This is a genomic window from Candidatus Thermoplasmatota archaeon (assembly GCA_018814355.1).
In the GTDB taxonomy this organism is placed as follows: Archaea; Thermoplasmatota; Thermoplasmata; order UBA10834; family UBA10834; genus COMBO-56-21.
On sequence record JAHIZT010000082.1, the window covers coordinates 35514 to 50458 of the forward strand.

Genomic DNA, 14945 nt, shown 5'->3' on the forward strand with positions numbered 1-14945 from the left:
CGGCAGGTCTGGCATCTTCGGGTGAACATTGCCTCCCCCGCACGTAGTTACATATCCTGTATGCCTCTATTCCCTGCGTGAAGAAGCTGTTCATTGGGCTCTACGCACGGACGTTCTGCCACACGACAGAGGATCTGGCGAAGGTCAAGGAAGCCATGACAAACGTCCTTGGAGATTTCGAGCTGAGAATCTCAAAGACCGAGGGACATCACGGGAACCCCATCACTGTCATCGAGTCCACTGTCGACAAAATGAATGGCATATCCGGGTTCTTCGCCAAGGTCGATGATCACGACCTTTCTTTGATAGAGGATACGCTGGCAACTCGTGTTGATGACGGCTGCAACCTCTTCCTCAAGATTGACAAACAGGAGGCTTTTCTCGGCAAGGTGAAGCTGGGTCATGAAGACGACGTCATCTCTCTGAGGATACGCGTGGCCGCGTTCCCGGCAACGTGCGAGGTCGCTCAGAACAATATCAGAGAATACTTGGCCCTGGAACGAGCGAGGAGAGGCGGAACAGCGACTACTTCCAGCACAAGCCACGTAGACGATTGATTATTATAATGAGGACACGTCTGCGGGAATCGCACGTGCAGGGGTAGCCAAGTCCGGTCAACGGCGCAAGGCTTAGGACCTTGTCCAGCAGTGGTTCCGCGGTTCGAATCCGCGCCCCTGCACCATTGCCTATCCCTTCTTCTTCAAGAACAACTCACAGCCTGAAGCATACTCCTCAGGTGAAAGCCATTTCCGGTACTTTCCATCTGGGAAGCAACCTCGATGGTTCCCGCGCGCAGAGTACCATTTCGCAGGTACTGCAGGTTCTGCCCGTGTTACGCCTAAGAGATGCGAGTATGATCATCTCCTCGCGAGTGTAGCCTTCCGCTGGATGCTTCTGATTGACCTTCACGGAGTGGGAATCCCTCAACTCGCTATTTCATTTTTCGCGCGCGAGCGCAGGTCGGAGATATATATGGCCCACGCGTTTCCCTCGCCCGTGAAGTACCTATACTGCCCGCAATGCAAGGAGCTCAGAGTGAAGAGCTGGTATCAGGTCAGAAATGTGTGCTCCAGGTGCTTCAGTGTTGCGACCGCGATCGAGATTCCTAGGAATTGGATGACATACGTCTCGTACGTTCTCTATGTCGTCGTCCCAGCACTAATAGGCGCAAATCGAATCACTGGCTCAGCAACATATCTCCGGCTGGCAATCATAGGCCTCGTTGTGATGTTGATCGTCTCATATATGAACATAGTGCGTGGGGAGAAGTTCGCAAGGACCAAGATCAAAGTAGCCGGCTCGAACCTAGACCAGTTCAGGAAGAAGGGTTGGGCATAGGATGAGTTCGGCAAGGTAGACCATTGCGCCTGACCCCGGGATTTCGGTCGAACTCGCATAGGCGTTCTTGGTCGCCTCAGGCACGCATGGAATCGAAAGCACCGGTCCAGAGAGGTCATCGCCCATTTCAAGCACCAGCAGGTAGGGTTCGAATGCTGGGTTGCACACAGCCCTCAGCATGTCACAGATGAGGCTGTTCAGACGATTGAATTGCATCATGTCATGTCCGGCCTCCAGCGCACGCAGCTCGATGGCGAGAGACTCGGCAGCAGTCGTGCGGTCGTCCATGTAGAATGGTTGACCGAGATCCACGACAACGGATTCGCACAACGATGTCGCAAGGAACGTCCGCAGGATTTCCGCGGGGTCTGTGTCGCCGCCAATACTGTTCCCCTGGGAGTGATTGGGGAGGGGTGTGACGTAGGACATGAGAATGTTTGAAACCAAAACGGCCCCGATGAAGAAGATGATTGCGTCCATTACCGCCAGCTGAGCACTGATCTCACCATCGGATCTACCACACAACCGATCTCACCTCGAGCATGATAGTCCTTCCATAACCGTCAAGGACGTTGAGCAGTCGAGAACAGTATCCGGTGGTATTCGGTTGCGCTGTGTCGTTGTCGGACCCGGTATTCAACCAGGTGTAGGATGGATATCTGGAAATGATGGCAATCAGGTAATGCCTCTCACCAACGACCCTACTTGCGATGTCAGAGATGTCGACGTTCTGCGCTGATGATACAGACGGCATCAGGCCTGGCGTTTCCGGCCTGAGCAACCGAGACATGACGCTGTTCACCAGATCCTCAGCTAGGGAGTCAAGCTCCTCCTGGACCTGGACAGCATTCAGATTCCGGGAAACCCACGTTCCACAGAGGACTAGAGTCGCCACCCCCACAAGGACGAACATGAGGACGGGAAGGTCCTCGAAGAAGCCCGCGACTCCTGCGTCATCTGCCTTCATGATCATCCGGAGCGTCGGTGATGGTTGGCTTCATAGTCACTACATGTAGCCTACGACCGTGGAATCCGTAGAAGAACCGCACATGCCATGCTTCATGGCATGAGACACCGCCAAGGACCCGCCAAGAAACTGGCTCCGAGCATGAGCCCCGAATCGATCTGCCCACACAACTACACTGAAGAGGAGGCGCTCCAGCTGGAGATCGACTGCGGTTCGTGCACAGGCGCGAACGACCTCATGAACAACAGATGTTTGACGGGCGTGATGAACATCATCGCGGCCGGGGCGGTGCCGGAGGCGATTATCCTCAAGAGGTTCATCCACAAGAGGTACAGAGGGGACGCTGTGAAATTGGCAGCACTGGCGGCGCGGGAGCTGGCCACACTGAACAGAGCAATCGCATCAGCAGAGACGCCGTCTGACAAGAAGTGTCGGACATGTCCTTCTAGCAAGGAGCTGGCGATGATTGCGATGAGGCGCAGGCTGCTCTCGAGCCCAATCAAGTACATGCCCGGGAAAGGGGTAGACCCATCACAGCTTGCGGAAGAACTGACGGTCGAAGGCTGTCCGATGGCTCGCAGATGCGTGGACGAGGCGCTCGCGGTGAGCGTGCTCCTATCAGGGGGGGAATGAGTGTTGTCGAGGCCTCCTCCTCCGAAGATCGTGCATGGCGGACGGCCACCCATCCAAGGGACGCAGACGCCGGTCCTGGTGCTAAAGCCCACTCCCAAACCCTCCCTGTCGGTAGCGCAGTTCGAGACACGACCGTGCTTCGCATCATCCTGGGTAGAGTCCAAGGCCGCAATTGAGAGCGAAGTCGTAGCGCGATACGAGATATCGGGAGTCGGCGTGACCATATCGTCCCCTGAGAGTTCCAGCTGCGGACTCTACACAATCGATCCTCCTGAGTACAAGCTCAATCCATTACAGCTGCAGGCCCTAGCAGGCGCGATATCCGAGGTCACGCGGGCAGCTCCAGCCGACCTGGAGGTGAGCTCCTTGGGGACCGTCAGACCGTACATCAAGGCTAGGGCGAAGGACTTCATATTCTCACAACTCGCCAGGAGATCCAGAGAAGAGACTGTTGGAATGGTCCTCGACAGAGAGGCAGACCATCTGTCAGAGCTTCTATGCAAGTACACCGCAGGCTACGGAGTCCTGGAGACGCTGTTGGAGGACCGACTCATACAGGATATCTACGTCGACGCGCCCTCGAGCCAGACGCCGGTACAGGTGGTCCTTCGGTCGGATGCGGGGCCGCGCGTCAGACAGAAGTGTCGGACGAACATATTGGTGGGCAGGAAAGACATCCAGGGTTTCGTCTCCCGCATCAAGCTTGAGACCGGGCTGCCGTTCTCAGAGGCACATCCTGTCCTCGAGGCAGACATAAAACGCTTGGGGGCACGGGTCACCCTCGTCGGGCCTCCCTTGAGTGAGAAAGGGGTTTCCGTTGCGATCAGGAAGCATTCTACCAACCTGTGGACAATTCCAAGGTTGATCGCCAACGGCTCGCTCTCTCCCCTGCTTGCGAGCTTCCTGTGGGCATGCGTGATCGGCCGAAGGACTGTCCTCGTAGCTGGCAGCAGAGGGGCTGGCAAGACCACCCTACTTGGAGCGATAATGCTCGAGTTCCCCCTGTCCCAGAGGATAATCCTGATAGAAGACACACCTGAGCTCTCGGTCCCGCGCATGCAAGAGCTGGGGTACGATGTGCAGACGCTGAGGTTTTCCGGAGCCAGTGAGGAGGGTGTCGCGTCGGCACAGGAGGCACTCAGAGTCAGCCTCAGGATGGGAGAGAGCGCGATCGTGATTGGGGAGGTCAGGGGCGCAGAGGCCAAAGTGCTCTACGAGAGCATGCGCGCGGGGAGTGCGGGGTCGTCGGTCCTCGGGACCATCCATGGCAACTCCGCCAAGGGCGTTCTGGACCGAGCGGTCGAGGACCTGGGGGTCTCGGAGAGGGCCTTCTCGTCAACCGACATAGTCGTCGTGATAGGCCTCGTGCGGTCTCCTGACGGTTCGAGGTTCAACAGGCGGGTCGTAGAGGTCGCCGAGGTGAGGGAGAGAGGCCAGAGCGTAGAGCTTGTCAGTCTTTTCACGACGGAGGCGGGCTGCACATGCGCAAAGCCGACTTCGGACTTCTCGCCTGACTGCAAGACCATCAAAGGCATCGCGTATGCGTTGGACATCAGTCCAGTGACGATCATGGACATCATCAGGGCGAGGGCACATGCTGACCAGCTCGTGTCAGAGGCCGATGGTGTCTGGGGAGAGGACGAGGCCAGAGTCCGGTCGAACGAGGTGCTCACGAGGTGCCTGTTCGGGAATGACGGCCCGGAGACGGGCCTCAGAGAATGGAGGAGTTGGCTCGATGCAAGGATGTCGAGATGATCAGCAAGCTCACATGCTCTTCGTGTCCTTATGCGTTCGATTGGAGCGACTAGGTTCGAAACTGGGAATCGGAGCTAGAAGCTCGCCGAAAGGAATTGCACGACGGGCCAGAGGAACGAGGACATTACTGGACGTCAGGGCGAAGCTGGACCTTGCGGGGATCGATGTTCCGCCAGGAACAGTTCTCGCCGCGGCAAAGACCCTTGCCGTCCTGATGGGCTTATCTCTGGCGGTCTTCGCGGTTGCCGTTCTCCTCGTAGGGGCACACTCTTACCTCATCCCCTCGGTCTTCCTGGGGGCTATCGCGCCTCTTGTGTCAAGGGAGGTCCTTCTCTCATATCCTGGGAGCGCAGCGAACAAACGCGCGTCTGAGGTCCTCAAAGGGTCTCCGGAAGCCGCGAACCTCATGATCATGAGCCTGAGGCACGAGCCCTCGCTGTCTAAGGCGATCAGGTTCGCCTCCAAGAGGAGCAACGCATTCTCACAAGAACTTGGCAACTGCATCTGGTACGTGGTGATGGGCAAGCATGCGAGCTTTGAGGAGTCACTACAGGAGCTTGGGGGCAGGTGGGCTGCATACGGGAACGAGCTCAAAGCCTCTCTGAACGCGATGGTCACTGCATCGTGCGAAGCGACCGAGGACGGCAAGAGGAGGGCCCTCGACAGGGCCAATCATTCCATGATATCGGGAGCGAAGAGAAGGATCGAAGAGTACGCGCTCTCGCTGTCCGCCCCCAGCATGATGATGTTCGGGCTCGGGATCCTCCTGCCGCTGATGGTCGGTTCGTTCCTGCCGATGCTGTCATGGAACCTCTGGTCTCCCGAGACCGTCGGAGAGGGTTCGCTTTTGCAGGATCAAGGACAGGCGACGCTCGAGACCGTCTTCCTGATGAATGTCATGTTCCCGGCGATAGCCGCGCTTGTTGCCACGAGCGCTGCATCGCGTCATCCCATTGAGACCCACAGTAGGCATGTATCCAGGAAGGGGCTCGTCACGGCATCCAGGGCGCTCCCTGTCCTCGCACTGAGCGGGGCTGCATGCGTCCTTTCGGTGATTCTCCTGGAGGGTATGCAGATGTCGCTTGCACTCCTCCTCAGCTCGATCGCGCCCCCGTCCGCCATCATGATGCTCATCGGGAGGGAGGGACCGCAGGCGGGGTCGAAGCTTGCTGAAGGTGATGTGGAGGACGCATTGTTCAAGACCGGCGCCCGGATGCTAGAGGGAGAGAATTTCGAGGCTGCGCTGAGCAAGGCCGGGCTGGAGATGCACGGGCCCGCAGGAGATCGAGTAAGACGGCTCTCATTCGGCTCGATAGTCTCTGGCAGAGATACTGCTGTTATGGAAATGGAGGACAAGGCGGAAGAACCTGGCCAGAACGCGCTCGATGGCATCAGGGTCGTCAAGGAAGCTGCCTCCAAGGACGAGCGCGCGGCCGGAGTATTGGCCATGGACCTCGCAGCCTACCTCAAGGATCTGCACGACCTCGAAACCACCTTGAAGAACCGACTGAAGCCCACCATCTCGATGATGAGGCTAACGGCATACGCGCTCGGCCCCATAGTCCTGGGCGTAACATTCGCGATATACATGTCCCTAGCGGGAATGATGGGATCTGGCTCCGCGGGAATCTCCGCTGAAATCTTCTTCCTGGTGCTCGGCGTGTTCCTGGCAGAGACGAACGCAGTCGTAGCGTACTTCGTCTGGGGGATCGAGGGCAAGAGGGACAGGAGAGAGCTTCTTCGTTCGCTGGGTGCGTACATACTGGTGTCTGGGCTCGTATATAGCGCGACAGCGATGATCGTAGCTTGACAGAACAAGCGCCGGGACTACTTCGCGGGCTTGACCTTGCTCGAGAGCTTCTCCAAGTTCCTCTCCAGGAGGGCCAGCTCCTTCGTGTCAAAGGCTCTCGGGTCGACTGGTATGATCATAATAGCCGTGCTCTGGGATATGTGGTCGTTCACCTGGTCTATGACTCTGAGGACCTTGTTGAAATCGTTGTTGGAGACCAGATACTCCAGGCCGTCCAACAGTATCACGCCGCAAGGGTTCTGCTCAATGAACTGTATGAGGGTATGGGTCAAGATGCCGAGGTTGGTCGGGGAAATGACATCCTGTCCCGTCCGCGTCGCCAGCCAGTACAAAGGAGTCTGCTCCAGACCGTACTTCTGCTTGATCATGTCCGGGTGCTGCCGGCTAATTGCCAGACCGACGGCCTTTACGGAGTGGTCTCCGGAGCTCGTTGATATTATGTTCACGAACGCGTCGAAGCTGATATCTGGCGGAGACTCCTCGACGACATAGGATTTGCCACCGGCCAGGTTGTACTTCCTGGTTATTCCGAGGCCTTTATCCTCACTCGCCTTGTCGAACCTGGGCCTCTTTGAAAAGAGGCCCATCTAATCACTCCACATGGCCAGCGTGGAGCTTAGCGCGATCTCATTTGTCGGTTTAAGGAGAAAATCCTTTGCTCCCGCGTCCATGCTCTCGCGTATCATCTTCTTGTTGATTATGGAGCTCATTGCCACAATCGTTGCCGTAGGGTCGATCTCAAACATCGCTTTCGTGAGCTCAACTCCTGACTTACCTGGCAGGATCATGTCGATGAAAGATATATTGGGCTTCTCCCGCTTGAAGACCTCGATTCCTTCGTCGAAGTCCTTCGCCTCGACGACATCATGGAATCCCACCCTGACCAGGAGTTCGATCATTACCTTCCTGAAGGCCTCAGAATCGTCGACAACAAGTATCCTCATGTCAATCACGGAACTTCAGTTCGTTATTGTCTGAGATGGTATTTATCGTTGGCTGAAGAACAAGGGGAGATGGGCAGGCAATTAGCTTCCTGACGCAATGCCCTTCCTCCGATTCCTTTTGGAGCACGACGTCCATTCAAGGTTGCGTGCGTACAGGGAAGGGACTTAGATGCTACCCATCTCGGATATTCATGTGTCGGCCTAGGTCATAAATCTATCCCCTACTGTAAGTGAGAACATCTGCTCGTCGACGCTTTGATGAGGACGGTTCTATTGCATCATAGGGTGGTGACGCTCAGGTCGCCTCTCCGATGCAACTCGTTCCATTCGGCTCCGACCGTGCGGCCATCTCTGGCTCGCATAGAATCATCATCACGTCATGCTGGAACGCGCCGGGGTCGAACCGTAGACCCCCTGCCATCCCGTTCGAGATGGCTGTCTGCAGCAGGTTTAGACTGGCATTGACATGTCTATCGAGGCGCCAGCCACCTCGAACGCCGATACAAGATGCTTGGCATACATTCTGGGATGTTCTTGGCGATAATCCTTGTACGTGAGTGTGACCAAGGCGTTTCTCGAGGTCACTCTCGCCTGGAGACCGACTCTGACCGCGTTGTTGACGGCCAATCTGAAGTCCTCGAGAAGGTATTTCGCCTCCGATGGAAGGTCCGTATCCAACCGGAAGACGACTCCCTTGATCAGCATCTCGTCCTTGACGATGACCAGTATATAACACTTCTCCGATTACATGTAGCAATTGGGGACCGTGGCTACGCTTTCTGACGTCTTCATCACCCGAATTGCTCCAGAACCAATGAGGACAAACAATTATATACTGGCACGAGGATTCTTTGAAAACGCCTTTTAGTAGATTAGTTTTCAATGACGGTGTTCATTAATGACGGACATTGAGGAAGTCAAGACCGGGACTACGACCATAGGTGTAGTGTGCAAAGACGGCGTCGTCATGGCGACGGAGATGCGGGCAACGATGGGCACTCTCATCGCCCATAAGACGACCCAGAAACTGTTCAAGATCGATGACAACATAGGGCTCACAGTGGCCGGTGTTGTCGGGGATGCACAGACCCTTGCGAGATACATCGGCGCAGAGGTGGAGCTGTACAAGCTGAAGAGAGGTCAGCCCATGACGGTCAGATCAGCCGCCACTCTGACATCGAACATCCTGGCTGGTAGCAGGTTCTACCCGTACTACGTGGGCCTTATCCTTGGAGGTATCGATAGGGATGGCGGGCATGTCTATGCCCTAGACATGGTAGGTGGCGCAATCCCGGATGATTACGTGACCACGGGCTCCGGATCTCCGTTCGTCTATGGTGTTCTCGAAGATCACTACGAGAAGGGCATGTCCGTAAGTGACGGCATGGACCTGGCCATACGGGCCCTTCACGCAGCCATGAGAAGGGATTCCGCTTCCGGCGACGGCTACGCTGTCGCTTCCATCACGAACGAGGGCTTCGTGATATTGGACGAGAAGGATGTCCAGAAGCGACTCGCGAAGATGAAGCTGACCTGACCAGCGCAGTATCGTCTATGAAGGCATTTCTGCCGACAACCTATTCAATTCAGCTGAGTGAAATAGATGGGCATTGAGAAGATTCTAGAAGAGGCAAGAGAGGCGGTCAAGAAGACCATCCCTTCAAACATCGAAGTCACGGATGTCGATTTCGAGGGTCCGGTCATAGTCATCTACACCAAGAACCTGGAGGAGTTCGCCCACAACAACGACCTCGTGAGGCAACTAGCCCAGAGCCTGAGAAGAAGAGTCGCGATCAGGCCGGACCCGACAATGCTGGCAAAGACCGAGGACGCCGAGGAGCGGATCCGTAGGATCATTCCTGAGGAGGCAAAGATCACCAACATCTACTTCGACGACGACACAGGCGAGGTAACGATAGAGGCGATCTCGCCAGGACTGGTCATCGGAAAGCACGGTGTTGTGCTGAATGAGATCAAGAAGGAGATCGGCTGGGCGCCGAAGGTCGTGCGCGCGCCTCCGATCCCGTCGAAGACAGTCAGCGAGATCAGGAGCTACCTCAGAAAGATGCAGGACGAGCGCAAGGAGTTCCTCAAGAAGGTTGGCAGGAAACTCATGCGGCCCAGACTGAACGATGAGACCTGGCTGAGGATCACATCTCTGGGTGGCTACAGGGAGGTCGGAAGGAGCGCCACGCTCATGATGACCAGGGAGAGCAAGGTGCTCATCGATTGCGGTGTCGCGGTATCCGCAGAAGATGGCGGTTCGACGCCGTACCTTAGCGCTCCGGAACTGCAACCTATGGATTCGATAGACGCAGTTGTCATCACACACGCTCACCTCGACCACTGCGGGCTTCTGCCAGTTCTATTCAAGTATGGCTACGAAGGGCCAGTATACTGCACCACGCCCACCAGGGATATGATGTCGCTTCTGCAGCTGGACTTCATCAAAGTCGCCGTAGGGGAGGCCAAGAAGCCCCCGTACGAATCATCGCATATCAGAGAGGCGGTCATGCACTGCATACCGCTCAAGTACGGCGAGACCACGGACATCTCGCCCGATGTGAGGCTGACATTGCAGAACGCTGGACACATCCTCGGTTCGTCCATAGCACACTTCCATGTGGGCGACGGGCTCTACAACGTCGCATTCACCGGCGACATGAAGTTCGAGAAGTCGTGGCTGTTCAACGCCTGCGTCAACAAGTTCCCGAGACTGGAGACCCTGGTGATAGAGGCTACGTACGGTGGGTACCACGACATGCAGCCCAGCAGACAGGACGCTGGAAACCAGCTGAGGGAGATCGTCAGGGCAACACTGAGTCGCGGCGGCAAGGTCCTCGTACCTGTGTTCGCGGTCGGGAGATCTCAAGAGGTCATGCTGGTTCTTGAGGACTTGATGAGGAACCATCAGATCCAGAAGGCACCCATATACCTCGACGGGATGATCTGGGAGGCGACGGCGATCCACACAGCCTACCCTGAATACCTCAACAGCCAGCTGAGGACGCAGATCTTCCAGATGGGAGAGAACCCGTTCCTGTCCGATATATTCAAGCGGGTCGACAGCGCGGACATGAGGGAGACCATCTGCAACGATCCGGAGCCGTGCATCGTTCTCGCCACGAGTGGCATGATGAACGGAGGGCCCGTGATGGAGTACTTCAAAGCCTGGTGTGACAACGAACTCAGCACTATAACCTTCGTCGGTTACCAGGCGGAGGGGACGATGGGCAGGAAGATCCAGAAGGGCTGGGGGGAAATCAATCTCAACGACAGAGGCAAACAGATCACCTTGCACATGAAGATGGACGTCGAGACCGTCGACGGCTTCTCAGGACACTCCGACAGACGTCAGTTGATCAACTATGTCAGCACACTCGAGCCGCGCCCCGAGAGGATAGTGATATGCCATGGTGAAGATTTCAAATGCTCAGACCTGGCAAGCACGCTTTATAAGAAGTTCGGCATAGAAACTCGTGCTCCCCTGAACCTGGAGACGATACGGCTGAAGTGATCGATCATTCTCTGACACTGAGCCTCGACCCCTTCTTTCCCAGCAACACGACTCGGCTGTCCTCCCTTTCTCTCAGTATGTCCAGACCGAGTCTCTGACCTAGCCTCGCGGAGAACTCCTTGACGGAGGCGTGCGGCGGCATGTTATCCGCGGTCATCCTCGTTCTCGAATCTCCGACAAACACATATCCTTTGGGTTCGATGAAAACAGGCTGGGCCGTTCCGTCCAACTTGGCGTACTCGTCCTCCCAGCCGAGGTTCCAGTCCTTGACCAGCGTGTGCCTGATGACCGTCCTTGTCGAAAGGGAAGGGAGAAGCCTGAGGGTATCCATGAGATTCTCCCATGCTCGTGGGAACTGGGGCACACAGAGCCTTTCAAAGACCTCCTTGTTGGGAGCCGCCACAGTCACATAGAGCTGGGTCGGCAGAGGCGAGAGATCCTCAAGCACCTTGGGAACTGAGCCGTTCGTCACAAGGAAAGTAGTCATCCCGCGACGCTTGCACAGCTCGATAAACTCCCCAAGCTTGGGATAAAGGGTCGGTTCTCCTGAGAGCGAGATGGCCACCTGGTTTGGGTTCCGGGCCTCCTCCCAAAGCCGCGCATCACACCTGGGATCACCCTTGAAGCCGGACACTAGTAGCCTCTGCTCCTGAAGGCACTTCTCTAGGAGTTCTTCGGGCTCTGGGTATCCAGAATTCTTGAAGCCGGTCATGCCGTGGTACCTCCAGCAGAACAGGCACCTGAAGTTGCAAACGTTCACGGCAGGGGTCATCTGTAGGCATCTGTGGGACTCGATCCCGTAGAACTCCTCTTTGTAGCACGGCCTGCCGTGTATCATCTTCTGGCTCATCCAGTGGCAGAGCTTCACGGCTCCGCTCTGGCCAATTATCCGGTACTGCTGCCTCTCCAGATGCTCCCTCGTTCTCGAATCCAAACCACACGACCTCTCAGTGATGCGTTGTGTGCCTCTTGCCCGAGCTTGATCTCGAGGGGCTCTTCCTCCCGGTCACAGACTGTGTCTTCATGTCATCGCCTGTCATCCTGGCAATCTCCTGGACCACGCGTGAGTCCGGATCGACTCCCAACAAATACGCCAGGTCGCCCTCATCGAGCGCCAGTTCCTTGGAGAGCGCAATCAGAAGATCCCGATCATTCCTCACCATTGATGAAACCAGAGGTAGAGTCGATTCGTTGATGCACCGCCTTGAAGTATGCATGTGTGCTGCCAGCTTGCCAGAGACTGAATCCCGAGTTCCCCGCGAACCCTTGGATCTGGACATCAGAACGAAGTAGCTCGGGAAACGGTATTCGTAGACGCTCGGCCTCGGGCCATGCTTCCTCGACAGAGCGACTCCCCCTGTCATCAGCTCCTTGGCGTACGCCCAGAGGCCGTAAGACTGCAGTATCCTGGTCCTTCCTAGATACATGTCTGATATGGACAACGCATTGAATGCGTCGGCAAGATCTCTAGGATGACGCATCTCAAGAGGTATGTTCTCCTCAACCCATTTCTCAAGTTCGTCCGGCGTCATGTCGAGGTCAAACGTTGCGTCACGCGCCTCACGGGCCGTTTTGGCGCCGAAAACTGCCCGCAGCGCCGCATCAATCTCCTTCTTCTGGTTCCTCTTACCCATAGCGTCCGAATCCACCATACTTAGCTCGATCTTCCCCTCGACCATCATCTGGAGATCGTTCACGGCGGCACGCATATCCCCACCAGCGTTCTCCGCGATGCGATCGAGAATCGGGTCTGGAACCTGGACCTCCTCACGGCCGGCGATGGTCTTCAAGACCTTCACGACCGATCTGGAATCAAGTCTCCTGAACGTGACCTTCTCGGCAAGGGTCTTGATCGCAGGAGCTTTGCGAGTCAGCTCGTAGAAGTTGTTAACTATCAGGATGATTGGCTGGGAGGAGGCCTTGATGGTATCCACAATCGCCTTCGCACCGCCGTAGTCCTCCCTACCGAAGAGGTTGTCTGCCTCGTCCAGGATCACAAGCTTCCTCCTCCCTTTTGAGGAGGACAGGAACTCTCCATCAAGCGAAAAGGTCTGGCTCACAGAACCCGCTCCGGCGACCTTCCTAATGGAGGCGGCGTTCCTGTGATCGGATGCGTTCATCTCGATGCAATCCCAGTTCATGTCCTTGGCCAAGGCGAGAGCAGCGCTGGTCTTGCCTGTTCCCGGCTCACCCCTCAGGACAACCGCTTTCAGCCGAGGAATACAGTCAGCCCAGGAATCGCCCCAATTCCTCAATGCGTGAGCGGCTGCCTCATTCCCAATGATCTCTTTCAAGGATTTGGGGCGGTACTTCTCGGTCCACGCGTCTTGCATCAGGAATGAAAGCAATCCTCGCGTATTATAGACTAATTGTATGCAGTGCAGAAAATGCTCGAGAAAACGCAACTATTGACTTCGTTGAGCATAGAAGTATAATAAAATAGTTTGAAGATGTCTTTGGAATACTTGTTTAGTTATTAGCTATACATCATTCGAGAGCACGAAGGAGCTAGTGTGATTCGCAGCGGCTGGCGTCTCGGAGAGGTTCTCCGTACCTGCCGTCTCTGAATGGACGCTCTCTGTCTCACCCATCCCAGGCAACGGGTGCTTCGAGTACTCTTCCTTTCTGTCGTCGATGTCCATTGTGAGATATATGGCCGTGACTTCGATGCTTGAATGGCCAAGATTCTGCTGCAGAGTCCTGATGTCTATGCCAGATTTAAGCGCATACACCGCATGCGTGTGCCTCAAGACATGTGGATGCCTCTTGTCCTTGTCCAGGCCGATTCTCGTCCCATAGTTGTTAATCAGACGTTCGACCTGGCGTCTGGACAGCTGGCCTCGCTTGTTTGATACGAAGAGCGGGTCCTTTCGGTTCTTGCGTGTCCCGACATAGTCACGCAGCATCGTCTTGGTCCAGCTGTTCACGAGAGGGACCTTGCGTCCTTCCTCATGTCGCTTCGCCTCCTGAATCGTGATCTCCCCCGCTTCGAGATCTACGTCACCGATTGTCAAGGCGGTTAGCTCGCCGACTCTAATCCCCGTTTCGTACAGAAGTTTGATAATGAGACGATCTCTCATTCGCTTAGGTTCCTCTAGCAGGGCTTTGAGCTCATCCTGCTTGAGATACTTTCGCATGCTGAATCCCCATCCCTTGTCTTCGGACGATTGTCCGACAAAGCATTGGTTTGTGCCTATATAAAAATGTCGCATTTTGGGTCATAACTGCCCTCAGACGATCTGCGCGGTTCCGGTGCCTCTCAAAAGCGTCAACAAATACCCTATTTGTCGCCGTTTTCCATGGAAGGCCTTACGGATAGCGTTCTCCCAGATAGCAAGGGCGTTCGTTTGCATGACAATATATAGCACGGCTCCTGCTAAAACCCGAAAAACACCATGACTTCTTCTGGAGAATTTCGGTTTCGTGAGCTCGGATCGCATATTGCCCCCGTAGGGGGCAACAGAACGACCACTATTTTAGCTACTTAGTATACTAGTCAATACAATATCAATATCTCGCTTACATATGTATCATTTACCGATAATTTCGTCCGACAGCGGCGGACAGCATGATACTCAATGACACGGTACGCATCTATGTCACGTCATGACATGACATGCGTGGACACATTTTCGAGGCGGATCTTAAGCGTGTCATCATAGATTCCTCGGACGAAGCTCGCGTGCAGCGCCTGATTTCGCACCAGATCCCACACCAACGCCAGGCATTAGCCAGATAGTAAGATTGGCAGCCGTCTTGCTCTCCATTTCGTAGTCAGTTATTGAAGCACAGATAACCAATTCGACCCCGGTCTGGAATTTCCAAGAACAGAACCCGTTATATGTCCGACACTATATAATTAGATGAATTATCTATAATTGATAGTATTAGATATCTCCGAGCAATACAATGCGAAAACAGAACACCAAATGATGCAAAATACTGAAAGTCTAGCAGCGAGATTCCCTTTCAGAAACAGCA

Annotated in this window: 15 protein-coding genes and 1 tRNA gene; 8 read left to right on the forward strand and 8 right to left on the reverse strand. The window is 55.4% G+C overall.

Annotated features, from left to right (window positions below; all coding sequences use genetic code 11):
- Positions 1 to 77 precede the first annotated feature (77 nt).
- The 3 genes from KJ653_06340 (at position 78) to KJ653_06350 (ending at position 1338) form a co-directional block, all read left to right on the forward strand.
- A complete protein-coding gene (locus KJ653_06340) occupies positions 78 to 557 on the forward strand; it encodes a hypothetical protein (GenBank protein MBU0685446.1) in 480 nt (159 codons plus the stop codon).
- Between the two features lie 37 nt (positions 558 to 594).
- Positions 595 to 682: transfer RNA gene (locus KJ653_06345), tRNA-Leu, on the forward strand.
- Positions 683 to 888: 206 nt separating this feature from the next.
- Positions 889 to 1338 (forward strand): hypothetical protein, encoded by a 450-nt coding sequence (locus KJ653_06350; GenBank protein MBU0685447.1) that lies wholly within the window; start codon positions 889 to 891, stop codon positions 1336 to 1338.
- On the opposite strand, the gene KJ653_06355 is transcribed toward KJ653_06350, so the two are convergent.
- Both KJ653_06355 and KJ653_06360 read right to left on the reverse strand, forming a co-directional pair.
- Entirely contained in the window at positions 1306 to 1863 is a 558-nt protein-coding gene (locus KJ653_06355) for a hypothetical protein (protein MBU0685448.1), read from the reverse strand. The genes KJ653_06350 and KJ653_06355 overlap by 33 nt on opposite strands.
- Positions 1853 to 2311, reverse strand: a complete 459-nt coding sequence (locus KJ653_06360) for a hypothetical protein (GenBank protein ID MBU0685449.1) — start codon at positions 2309 to 2311, stop codon at positions 1853 to 1855. The genes KJ653_06355 and KJ653_06360 overlap by 11 nt, the downstream gene beginning before the upstream one ends.
- Positions 2312 to 2404: 93 nt before the next feature.
- On the opposite strand from KJ653_06360, the gene KJ653_06365 reads away from it, so the two are divergent.
- From KJ653_06365 to KJ653_06375, 3 genes are read left to right on the forward strand one after another with little or no spacing between them, the layout of a single operon-like run.
- Positions 2405 to 2938 carry a hypothetical protein gene (locus KJ653_06365; protein ID MBU0685450.1) on the forward strand — a complete coding sequence of 178 codons (534 nt, stop codon included), beginning with the start codon at positions 2405 to 2407 and terminating at the stop codon, positions 2936 to 2938.
- Between the two features lie 3 nt (positions 2939 to 2941).
- On the forward strand, positions 2942 to 4693 hold the full coding sequence (locus tag KJ653_06370) for a type II/IV secretion system ATPase subunit (GenBank protein MBU0685451.1): 1752 nt from the start codon (positions 2942 to 2944) through the stop codon (positions 4691 to 4693).
- A gap of 40 nt (positions 4694 to 4733) precedes the next feature.
- Positions 4734 to 6503, forward strand: a complete 1770-nt coding sequence (locus KJ653_06375) for a hypothetical protein (GenBank protein ID MBU0685452.1) — start codon at positions 4734 to 4736, stop codon at positions 6501 to 6503.
- A gap of 17 nt (positions 6504 to 6520) precedes the next feature.
- On the opposite strand, the gene KJ653_06380 is transcribed toward KJ653_06375, so the two are convergent.
- From KJ653_06380 to KJ653_06390, 3 genes are all read right to left on the reverse strand, one after another.
- Positions 6521 to 7090 (reverse strand): DUF835 domain-containing protein, encoded by a 570-nt coding sequence (locus KJ653_06380; protein MBU0685453.1) that lies wholly within the window; start codon positions 7088 to 7090, stop codon positions 6521 to 6523.
- Positions 7091 to 7456 carry a response regulator gene (locus KJ653_06385; GenBank protein ID MBU0685454.1) on the reverse strand — a complete coding sequence of 122 codons (366 nt, stop codon included), beginning with the start codon at positions 7454 to 7456 and terminating at the stop codon, positions 7091 to 7093.
- Between the two features lie 441 nt (positions 7457 to 7897).
- Positions 7898 to 8152 (reverse strand): hypothetical protein, encoded by a 255-nt coding sequence (locus tag KJ653_06390; GenBank protein MBU0685455.1) that lies wholly within the window; start codon positions 8150 to 8152, stop codon positions 7898 to 7900.
- A gap of 202 nt (positions 8153 to 8354) precedes the next feature.
- Between KJ653_06390 and psmB the strand changes: the two genes are divergently transcribed.
- A complete protein-coding gene (gene psmB, locus KJ653_06395; GenBank protein ID MBU0685456.1) occupies positions 8355 to 8984 on the forward strand; it encodes an archaeal proteasome endopeptidase complex subunit beta in 630 nt (209 codons plus the stop codon).
- Positions 8985 to 9050: 66 nt separating this feature from the next.
- Positions 9051 to 10964 carry a beta-CASP ribonuclease aCPSF1 gene (locus KJ653_06400; GenBank protein MBU0685457.1) on the forward strand — a complete coding sequence of 638 codons (1914 nt, stop codon included), beginning with the start codon at positions 9051 to 9053 and terminating at the stop codon, positions 10962 to 10964.
- A gap of 4 nt (positions 10965 to 10968) precedes the next feature.
- Here KJ653_06400 and twy1 read toward each other — a convergent pair whose 3' ends face one another.
- From twy1 to KJ653_06415, 3 genes are all read right to left on the reverse strand, one after another.
- On the reverse strand, positions 10969 to 11898 hold the full coding sequence (twy1, locus tag KJ653_06405) for a 4-demethylwyosine synthase TYW1 (GenBank protein ID MBU0685458.1): 930 nt from the start codon (positions 11896 to 11898) through the stop codon (positions 10969 to 10971).
- Between the two features lie 13 nt (positions 11899 to 11911).
- Complete coding sequence (locus KJ653_06410) at positions 11912 to 13297, reverse strand: replication factor C large subunit (GenBank protein ID MBU0685459.1); 1386 nt, start codon at positions 13295 to 13297, stop codon at positions 11912 to 11914.
- A 147-nt stretch (positions 13298 to 13444) separates the two neighbouring features.
- Complete coding sequence (locus KJ653_06415; protein MBU0685460.1) at positions 13445 to 14101, reverse strand: tyrosine-type recombinase/integrase; 657 nt, start codon at positions 14099 to 14101, stop codon at positions 13445 to 13447.
- Between the last annotated feature and the right edge of the window lie 844 nt (positions 14102 to 14945).

Bases quoted from the DNA above. Each gene is read 5' to 3' on its own strand.
- KJ653_06350 (MBU0685447.1), top strand. From the start codon at position 889: ATGCTTCTGATTGACCTTCACGGAGTGGGAATCCCTCAACTCGCTATT.
- KJ653_06360 (MBU0685449.1), bottom strand. From the start codon at position 2,311: ATGATCATGAAGGCAGATGACGCAGGAGTCGCGGGCTTCTTCGAGGAC.
- KJ653_06410 (MBU0685459.1), bottom strand. From the start codon at position 13,297: ATGCAAGACGCGTGGACCGAGAAGTACCGCCCCAAATCCTTGAAAGAG.
- KJ653_06365 (MBU0685450.1), top strand. From the start codon at position 2,405: ATGAGACACCGCCAAGGACCCGCCAAGAAACTGGCTCCGAGCATGAGC.
- KJ653_06380 (MBU0685453.1), bottom strand. From the start codon at position 7,090: ATGGGCCTCTTTTCAAAGAGGCCCAGGTTCGACAAGGCGAGTGAGGAT.
- KJ653_06415 (MBU0685460.1), bottom strand. From the start codon at position 14,101: ATGCGAAAGTATCTCAAGCAGGATGAGCTCAAAGCCCTGCTAGAGGAA.
- KJ653_06390 (MBU0685455.1), bottom strand. From the start codon at position 8,152: ATGCTGATCAAGGGAGTCGTCTTCCGGTTGGATACGGACCTTCCATCG.
- KJ653_06400 (MBU0685457.1), top strand. From the start codon at position 9,051: ATGGGCATTGAGAAGATTCTAGAAGAGGCAAGAGAGGCGGTCAAGAAG.